The 8,448-nt window shown below is 38.2% G+C and carries 9 protein-coding genes; 2 read left to right on the top strand and 7 right to left on the bottom strand.

The genetic code is table 11. The features are described 5' to 3' along the window. The first annotated feature begins 142 nt into the window (after window positions 1-142). Window positions 143-385 carry a type II toxin-antitoxin system VapB family antitoxin gene (locus tag ACYTXL_RS22740; RefSeq protein WP_461926703.1) on the top strand — a complete coding sequence of 81 codons (243 nt, stop codon included), beginning with the start codon at window positions 143-145 and terminating at the stop codon, window positions 383-385. A gap of 92 nt (window positions 386-477) precedes the next feature. After that, on the top strand, window positions 478-642 hold the full coding sequence (locus tag ACYTXL_RS22745) for a hypothetical protein (RefSeq protein ID WP_461926704.1): 165 nt from the start codon (window positions 478-480) through the stop codon (window positions 640-642). Window positions 643-744: 102 nt separating this feature from the next. Here the strand turns inward: ACYTXL_RS22745 and ACYTXL_RS22750 are convergent, their stop codons facing one another. From ACYTXL_RS22750 to ACYTXL_RS22780, 7 genes are all read right to left on the bottom strand, one after another. Beyond that, the gene (locus ACYTXL_RS22750; RefSeq protein WP_461926705.1) at window positions 745-1,827 is read right to left on the bottom strand and encodes an RNA-guided endonuclease InsQ/TnpB family protein; all 1,083 of its coding nucleotides are present in this window, start codon (window positions 1,825-1,827) and stop codon (window positions 745-747) included. Window positions 1,828-2,150: 323 nt separating this feature from the next. Then, entirely contained in the window at window positions 2,151-2,288 is a 138-nt protein-coding gene (locus tag ACYTXL_RS22755; protein WP_461926706.1) for a hypothetical protein, read from the bottom strand. A gap of 101 nt (window positions 2,289-2,389) precedes the next feature. Next, complete coding sequence (locus tag ACYTXL_RS22760; protein WP_461926707.1) at window positions 2,390-3,589, bottom strand: glycosyltransferase; 1,200 nt, start codon at window positions 3,587-3,589, stop codon at window positions 2,390-2,392. A 305-nt stretch (window positions 3,590-3,894) separates the two neighbouring features. After that, the gene (locus ACYTXL_RS22765) at window positions 3,895-4,698 is read right to left on the bottom strand and encodes a class I SAM-dependent methyltransferase (protein ID WP_461926708.1); all 804 of its coding nucleotides are present in this window, start codon (window positions 4,696-4,698) and stop codon (window positions 3,895-3,897) included. Window positions 4,699-4,722: 24 nt separating this feature from the next. Beyond that, on the bottom strand, window positions 4,723-5,652 hold the full coding sequence (locus ACYTXL_RS22770) for a hypothetical protein (protein WP_461926709.1): 930 nt from the start codon (window positions 5,650-5,652) through the stop codon (window positions 4,723-4,725). Between the two features lie 61 nt (window positions 5,653-5,713). Next, window positions 5,714-7,018 carry an ABC transporter ATP-binding protein gene (locus ACYTXL_RS22775; RefSeq protein WP_461926710.1) on the bottom strand — a complete coding sequence of 435 codons (1,305 nt, stop codon included), beginning with the start codon at window positions 7,016-7,018 and terminating at the stop codon, window positions 5,714-5,716. Between the two features lie 109 nt (window positions 7,019-7,127). Then, complete coding sequence (locus ACYTXL_RS22780) at window positions 7,128-8,087, bottom strand: GDP-mannose 4,6-dehydratase (protein ID WP_461926711.1); 960 nt, start codon at window positions 8,085-8,087, stop codon at window positions 7,128-7,130. Window positions 8,088-8,448: the final 361 nt, after the last annotated feature.

Raw genomic sequence — 8,448 nt, forward strand, 5'->3', positions numbered from 1 at the left:
CTGGGTCTTCCCGCCCTGACACTAACAATTCGTGAGGCGATCGCCGTTTTGTTTGATAGAGCGATTTTCCTCATCCCCCACTGCATGCCGGGGTTGGAGAGAAAATTCTATAATTAAGTTATAGATGCTAAGTATGGAAGTCATGGCTATCAATATCAAAAATGCTGAGGTTGATCGCTTAATCCAGCAATTGCGGGAACTAACTGGTCTAGGACCTACTGAGATCGTGAAGGCGGCTTTGGAACGGGAATATCGGGAACTGCGACGACAGCGACGACACACCCAACTGGCGGAACATTTGTCTGCAATTCAGGCTAATGCTCAACAAAAGGCCAATGATTTTGAGCCAAATTCACTCTACGACGAGGATGGCTTACCGACATGATTGTGGATACTTCGGCAGTTATTGCGATCATATTGTAGGAACCTGGTTGGGAAGCACTATACCAGCAAGCAATCACATCTGGTGAGTTATTAATGTCATGCGGTACGTTGCAAGAGCTACTGATTGTGGCACTACGTAAAGGGGTATTAGCAGAGGTCAAAGCACTATTGACTAATTTAGACTTGGATTATGTGTCGGTCGATGAGGTTATGGCATTCAAGGCGCTAGAACTGTACCAACTGCTATATAAATCATAGACATCCCTAGACATCTAATCCTTACTTGATATTTCAACGGGTGAAGTCGGCTTCAGAACCCTCAATACCCAGACACGGGTTAGCCCTCCGTGTTGCGTGAAATTATTTAGCTAAAAAGCTCAGGTTTTTAGCAGCGTTTAAATCACGATCAATGCTTATTCCACAGCTTCCACAGTCAAAAGTTCTTACCTTTAAGGGCATATTTTGAATATGTCCACAGTTAGAACAAGTTTTGCTTGAAGGGTAAAACCTATCAGCAAAAACTACTTCACTGCCAAACTTCTCAGCTTTATATTCTAGTTGTCTTCTAAACTCATAAAAATTAGCATCTGCGACCGCACCAGCTAACTTGTGATTAGCCATCATGCCACTCACGTTTAAGTTTTCAATAACTATCTTAGCGTGATTTTTGCTGATAATTGTTGTAGCTTTGTGAGTAGCGTCAAGCCTGATATCGCTAGCCCTTTTGTAAGTTTTAGCAACTCTTAACTTTTGCTTTAAATATTGTTTAGAACCTTGAAGTTTTCTAGCTAATCGGCACTGCTGTGATCGTAACTTTTTCTTCATCTTTATAGTTGCCTTGGGATTACTAAAAACTACTCCTGTTGACAAAGTAGCAAGTTCTTTAATCCCCAAGTCAACTCCCACAACAGGTATTTGGTTTTGTGAGTTTTCTTCATTTTGCTTAAAGGCGAAGCTTATATACCAATTGCCTGCACGTTCTGATATTGTTAGCTTTGAGGTAGATACGTGAGGTAAACCCTCATAAGTTTTCACCCATCCGATTGTAGGTAATTTTATTAATTTACCCCCCACAGGAATAGGTTTACCACCTGAGTTAATAGTAAAACTATTATTTGATTTACCTTTCTTTTTAAAGTTAGGGTACTCAGCTAGACCTTGAAAAAATCTTTGATAAGATAACCCAAGTTGCTCAAAGGCAAACTCAGTTACTTTTTGACATATACCTTTTTCTTTTAACCATGATAAATCTAAATTAGTTTTCACGTGATTATTGAAAAATGTTCTTAGGAATCGGTGATTAGGTTTATACCCTTCCTTATATAAAGCTTGCCAAGTTGCCAGCCCCCAATTGTAAGTAAATCTAGCAATCCCAGCGTGTTTACTCATCAAGATCCGCTGAGATGAGTTTAATTTTAGCTGTGTCTTGATAGATAAAAGCATTTAAATTGTGCTGTTTTTCTTGATATTTTGATTATCCCACAATTTGTCTAGATTTCAGCATTATTGACTAGATTTGTCTATTAATTAGGCAACTTAGGTTGGCTCTATGGCAAGGGTAGCGGACATCCCGCTCAACTCAACTACGGGGACTGTTTTGCAGCAGCGATCGCCACTGTCCTTCAGATACCTATGTTGTATGCAGGCCAAGATTTTCAGTCGGCTGGGTTTTGAGAGTTGAAGTCCTCAACTAGAGCGAGCGCAGTGTTATAAAATACCACAAAAAGAACATTTTTATTCTGGCGATCGCAATGTGATACAGCTTTTCACTCAAAAGCGTAGGCGTTGGCGTAGCCTCTCGTAGAGAAGCCCGCCGTTCGTGTAGCGCGATGCCCTGAGCTTGCCGTTCGCGCAGCGTCTCGTAGAGAAGGGTCTCGTAGAGAAGGGTCTCGTAGAGAAGGCATCGTCTGCCAATCAAGTTACAATTCATCTGGATCAACACCGAGCGATCGCAAATATCGACTTATCACAACCATTTTGCAAACCAATTTAGTAACAACTGAATCTAGAGATGCAAAAACTCTTTCACTGCTGGCCAACGATCATCAAAAGTATGACAAGACTCAATTAGAGCGCGTGCATTTTCACGAAGACGCTCAATTTCACCAGTAGAACTATAGAGCCGAACTAAACCCTCTGCCATGAGATCAGGACGATAACGAGACACTAAAACACTATTGAAATTATCTTGTATAGTTTCTCGATTACCAAGTATGTCAAAGGCAATAACAACACATCCAGAGGCAAGAGCCTCAATGACTGTTCTGGGGCAACCTTCACCCCAAAGAGGATCTTTACCGATATTCAAACTTAGAAAAACTTCGCAAGTATGCATTCCTACTAAAACTTCGGATTCAACTCCACTGATTTGATAAAACTCAAACTCGAAACCCTTTTCCTGAGTCAAATTACGAATAATATCTATATATTCTTCCGTATGTGACCCTTCAATCATGAACCCAATTCGGTCACTTTTACGGTTTAATGAAGTTGGAAACCATACAGAGGTATCTAGCAAGTTAGGGATAATTACACAGGAGCGCTGAAAGTGTGCCATATGCCATGCTTGGATGGTACGAGATATAGCAGCAGTATTCTTAATTTTATACCTGTAAAGTTCTGCAAGTGCTGGAAAGTGATCATGCTCAGTATGAGCAAGTTCCATGTCCCAAAAATACAGAGATGGACTAACTTCAACGAAAGCAGTTGCTATCGCCCAAGATGTGACACAACGAATATTATTATTTTGCCTAATAATTTCCTGAAACTTATCTAGCGAGATGTGGGGCTGATGATCAAACAACCAAGGCTCATAAGTTCCATCATAAGAAACTATATAAGCCTCATACCCACGTTCTCGCACCAATTTAACTAAATAATTTAGCTCTTTTGTACCCCCACAAAACTTCAGATTGCCTGGAGAATCAGCAGCAACACAGTAGGAAGTAAAGATTATAGGTTTGTCAGATGGGGACTGAAATTGCTGAACAGATGAACCATTTAATAGAGGAACTTTATTGGGTAGTTTGATAACACCAAATTTGTGTGCAAGAGCCTTAATTTGTTTATGAAGAGTAGTAGCACGCAGGAAATCAGATACTAATTTAACGAAGCTGATACGCAAATCCTCCAATAGGCTAGGAATTAAAGGAGAAAAGGCTAACCTAAGTCGCGTCAGAGCATTACGTGTTCGCCAAAGGTTCATTATTAGATCCTTTCTAGGTTCAGTTTTTAGTTTTTAGCTCAACTAGAGCACCAGTCCAATAGAAGATATTGACAAAACGATATGCTTCATGGTAATAAAAGCCGTTGCCAACAAATTAATGTTTACAAACGTCATGTTTTCAAAGACTTAGAATTACAAATGGTAAAGGCTGTTGGTGTTAGCAGGGGAAACTAACTTTTTATAGATTAATAAAATTACTTAATTAGCTATCACAATACAGTTTACCCTTTGCTGAAGTAACTGTTGTCCACTTCCCCAAACAGGAAATATCATAATCAATCAAGTTAGTGTTTCTGAAAAATTAGATTATGTCCTACACTGCCCAAAAAGTGCATTTCCTTCATAGCAAATTCTTCTGCAACTTTGGAAGGACCAGGATGTCCACTAAATGCAAATATAGGAGGCATATAATCGAGGTATAAAGCAGAGTCATCAAGAACGAGAATGCCACCTTCATTGAGGTTTTTCTTACAAAGATAATAATCGTTAACAACTACTTCATAATTATGTGAGCCATCAATGTAAATTAAGTCCCAGGTTTGCTCAGATATAGTTTTTGCTGCCAGAGAATCTGTCGATAAACTTTTAACCAGCTTGGGTAAAGGCAAATTAAAGTAAGTAAAGTTTTTTAATACGTCATTGTAATAATCTATATCACTAATATAGTTACTAACTGTGTCTGCTGCATTAGAGAATGGAGAAATCCCGTAAATATTACATAAATGGCTAATATAATGGGAAATTAGCATCCAAAGAGATATTATTTGTCCCCGATACACACCAATCTCTAAACATGAAACAGGCTTGTATTCTAAGAAAAGAAGCCACCACATAGCGTGCATTGCATCTTCGCCAAAACCTCTATTTTCTAAGCAAAAATATTTTCGATGATCACGTATGATTTGAGGGCATCTATGATAAAAATATTGATGAAAATATCGATAAGCTTCATTAGGTTTTCGATATTTTGCCAATGACTGGCTTAAAGATAGTTCGTAAGCAAAATCTAGAGATAGTATTTCCCATTGTTTGCGAGCTTTTTGAAATTGGCGATTTGCAACCAAGTATTTTACTTTTTCTAATAGCATATGTTAGATTATTATGTTCAGTTTTTATAGATTGAAAGGTTCAAAAAAGTTTGGGTTAAAGATTGGTTCTTTCTGTGAAGAGAGGCTTTTTAATTTTATCTTGATATGACTAGGAAGCAACTTGATAATTGAACGAGTTAAAATATTTCTTCTACGTTGAGTATTAACTTCTGGTGCTGATTGTGCAGAATAATCTCCTTGCCATATCAATGTGTAGTCACTTTGCTGAGGTACATTTTTAAATATTTCTACAGAAGCAATTTTTTTAGCAACCACCAGAATATATACAGGAAATTGATTCACTAATGTCACACGCTCTTTTAATTCGTTGGGGTCTTTAACAGAAAACCACTGTGCTTTGGAAGAAGTCTCACAGGCTATTAAATTAATCATTTTATAACCGTTTTCTTGAGTAAAAATTTGAAAAAACGTTTCAGGACTAAATTGATAAAAACCATGTCCCATAAAGTTATTGGCAACAGTGATACCAAGATAATAACCACCAAGTTTAACCATTTCCATACAATTTTTAATTGCTACAGGAAAGTTGAACATATGTTCTAATGCCCCTCCATCAATTACAACATTGTACTTCTCTTTATGAATTTCCGGTATAGCAAAATTCAGATCATGAAGATGTGTTGCTCCCTCATAATTTGAATAATCAAAAGAATCTACAAACCCGGCACTAAGATAATGGAAAAAAGCTTCGGAGTAACCCTTATTTTCTTGAAAAATAAGTTCTAGCTCTTTGTCTTCAATTTGATAATTAAAACTCAACAATATTTTCTTAAGATCAGGAGGACTTATATGAAGATATTGTCGGCCAATAGTCGCTGTTTCTGAAAAATCAACTCCTAATGACTTAGCATATAAAAGAAATTTTACGCCATTATAATCTAAACCCATGTTTATGTCTCCAGTATAAGTTACAAATTTAATTTTGGTTTTCAAGGCTATTATGGGATTTTAATAACCTGCTAATTATATTCAACTTACCCTATTTCAATAGCTTTTATTTATAGGGATAAATAGATGTATTTTGTGCTAGTGAATCTTTTTCTAATGAAGAATAACCATCAATAATTTGATAGCCAGCATCATTAATACCTTGCTCATAAACAACGCCTGATTTTGTAGGCGTTCCAGCAACATCTAACTCAACCCCAAACGGAAAGTAAATATAGAACTGAACACCAGGATTAACAACTCCTAGTTCGAGAAAATATCTTCCTTTAGTCAATTTAGGTAGAAAAATTCTACCTAAAAGCTTATGTTGTCCAGGGTTAACTGTATAAACATCTTCGCTAATATGTCCTGGTGAATAAATACCAATAGACTGACCTTGACTATCCTTTAAACTTCCATATAGTGAAACGCGGCAAGTTAAAGTTGCTAAAAAAGTCAGTTCAATTTCGATATTATTATTTGTATAAATGATATAAACTATATCTTCATATTTCCCATTTATCTTGATATCCATAGCTTTTAATCCAGGATTTTTGATAATCTGGTGTTCTAGCAAAAAGCCTGAACGTTTTACTCGATTTTGTGTATACAAATTAATACATTCAGAAATTTCTCCCTTTGTAATTAATTTTCCTTTTTCCAAGTATATACCTTTGTTACAAAGAAGACTAATGGCTGCCGTATTATGACTAACAAAAAGAACAGTTTTTCCGGATTTACTAACATCCTCCATTCTACCTAGACACTTATTTTGAAATTGTATATCTCCTACTGCTAAAACTTCATCTACAATTAAAATCTCCGGCTCTAAATGCGCCGCCACCGCAAACGCCAAGCGCACATACATCCCCGAAGAATACCGCTTAACAGGCGTATCTAAAAACTTTTCTACCTCTGCAAACGCTACAATCTCATCAAATTTGCGCTTAATATCTACCCTACTCATTCCCAAAATTGCGCCATTGAGATATATATTCTCTCTACCAGTCAACTCTGGATGAAAGCCTGTACCCACCTCCAATAAACTAGCAACTCTTCCCTTAATTTTGATGCTTCCTGTTGTCGGTTCAGTAATCCGACTGAGAATTTTTAAAAGTGTAGATTTACCCGCACCATTGCGCCCAATAATTCCAACTCTGTCACCCTGTTTAATATCAAAAGACACATCCTTCAGCGCCCAAAACTCCTCCTGGGAATTTTGGATTTTGGATTTTGGATTTTGGATTAGATTACCAAAGGACTTAACTTTATTAGCAATCACATCGCGCAGTGCAGTGTAACGTTCTTGCTGTTGATGCCCAATAATATATTTTTTACCTAAATTTTCAACTCGAATAACAGTGTCAGACATTAGTTTTTAAGTTATCTGTAGGTATAATTATGTCCGCAGCGATGAGGAAGGACAAAGCGATCGCAGTCATTGCTACCCTTCGGAATGCTCCTTAGCATTTATGAATGATTTAGGATTGCGATCGTTTAGCCTCCACCATCATTTGCACAACCTGCTTCATCTTGTATTTCGCCTGCCATCCCAGCTTGTCCTTCGCCTTAACGGGATTACCTCTACCCACTGCTAAATCTGTAGGTCGCAGCAGGCTATTATCGATCACAACATGGTGACACCAATCTAAATTCACAGATGCAAATGCTGCTGCGACAAATTCTTCTAATGAACTGCTCTCTCCCGTAGCAATGACATAATCATCCGGCTGTTCCTGTTGCAGCATCAAATACATCGCCTCCACATATTCCGGTGCCCAACCCCAGTCACGCTGAATCTGCATATTACCCAAATAAAGCTGCTCAGTGCTACCTTGAGCAATGCGACAAGCAGCCGCAACAATCTTTTGAGTCACAAATCTTTCTGGTCGCAAGGGAGATTCATGATTAAATAAAATCCCAGAACAGGCAAACAAACCATAAGCTTCCCGATAGTTAGCAACTTCCCAAAAAGCAGCAGCTTTAGCCACAGCATAAGGGCTTCTGGGGCGGAATGGCGTTGTTTCATCAGCTGCTGTTTCACCAGTATCCCCAAAAGATTCACTAGAACCAGCATTATAGAGTTTGATTGGTACACCCAAAAAGCGAATAGCTTCTAATAAATTCAGAGTTCCAGTAGTGATACTTTCTAAAGTTTCTACTGGTTGTTCAAAAGACAAACCAACTGAACTTTGTCCTGCCAAATTGTAGATTTCATCTGGCTGGATTTTTGTCAGCACTTGCAATACACTCCGAAAGTCATTCAGAGCCATTGACTCTAACTTCACCTGGTCACGAATAGCTAAGTAAACCAAATTTTTGAAAGAGGAAATCTGGGCATCTCGTGAACTACCACAGACGCTATAGCCTTGATTAAGAAGTAACTGTGCCAGGTAAGCTCCATCCTGACCGGATATTCCACAAATGAGAGCTTTCTTCATCAGCTTATTTTAGAGGATGTTTTCAAAGTATTGGGCAAATATATAACGGTTCTCGCTTGAGTAGGTACTGAACCCCACCCCCAACCCCCTCCCCGCAAGCGAGGAGGGGGCTATGATGTACCTCATGTGATTAGGAAACCCTATAATTTGCTAGTAACGTAAGTTGCTAGTTAGTGTCCATAAATGGTCTCTATATGATACAAAAAGTCAGGTTATAAGTACTACTAAACCGCGTCTATCTTGAAACCTGTAGTTCTTCGGTGATCAAAAGGATTTGCCCTCATCCCCCAACCCCTTCTCCCAAATTTGGGAGAAGGGGAGCCAGAATTTCAAAGTCCCTCTCCCATATCTGGGAGAGGGA

This window comes from Nostoc sp. (assembly GCF_054880495.1).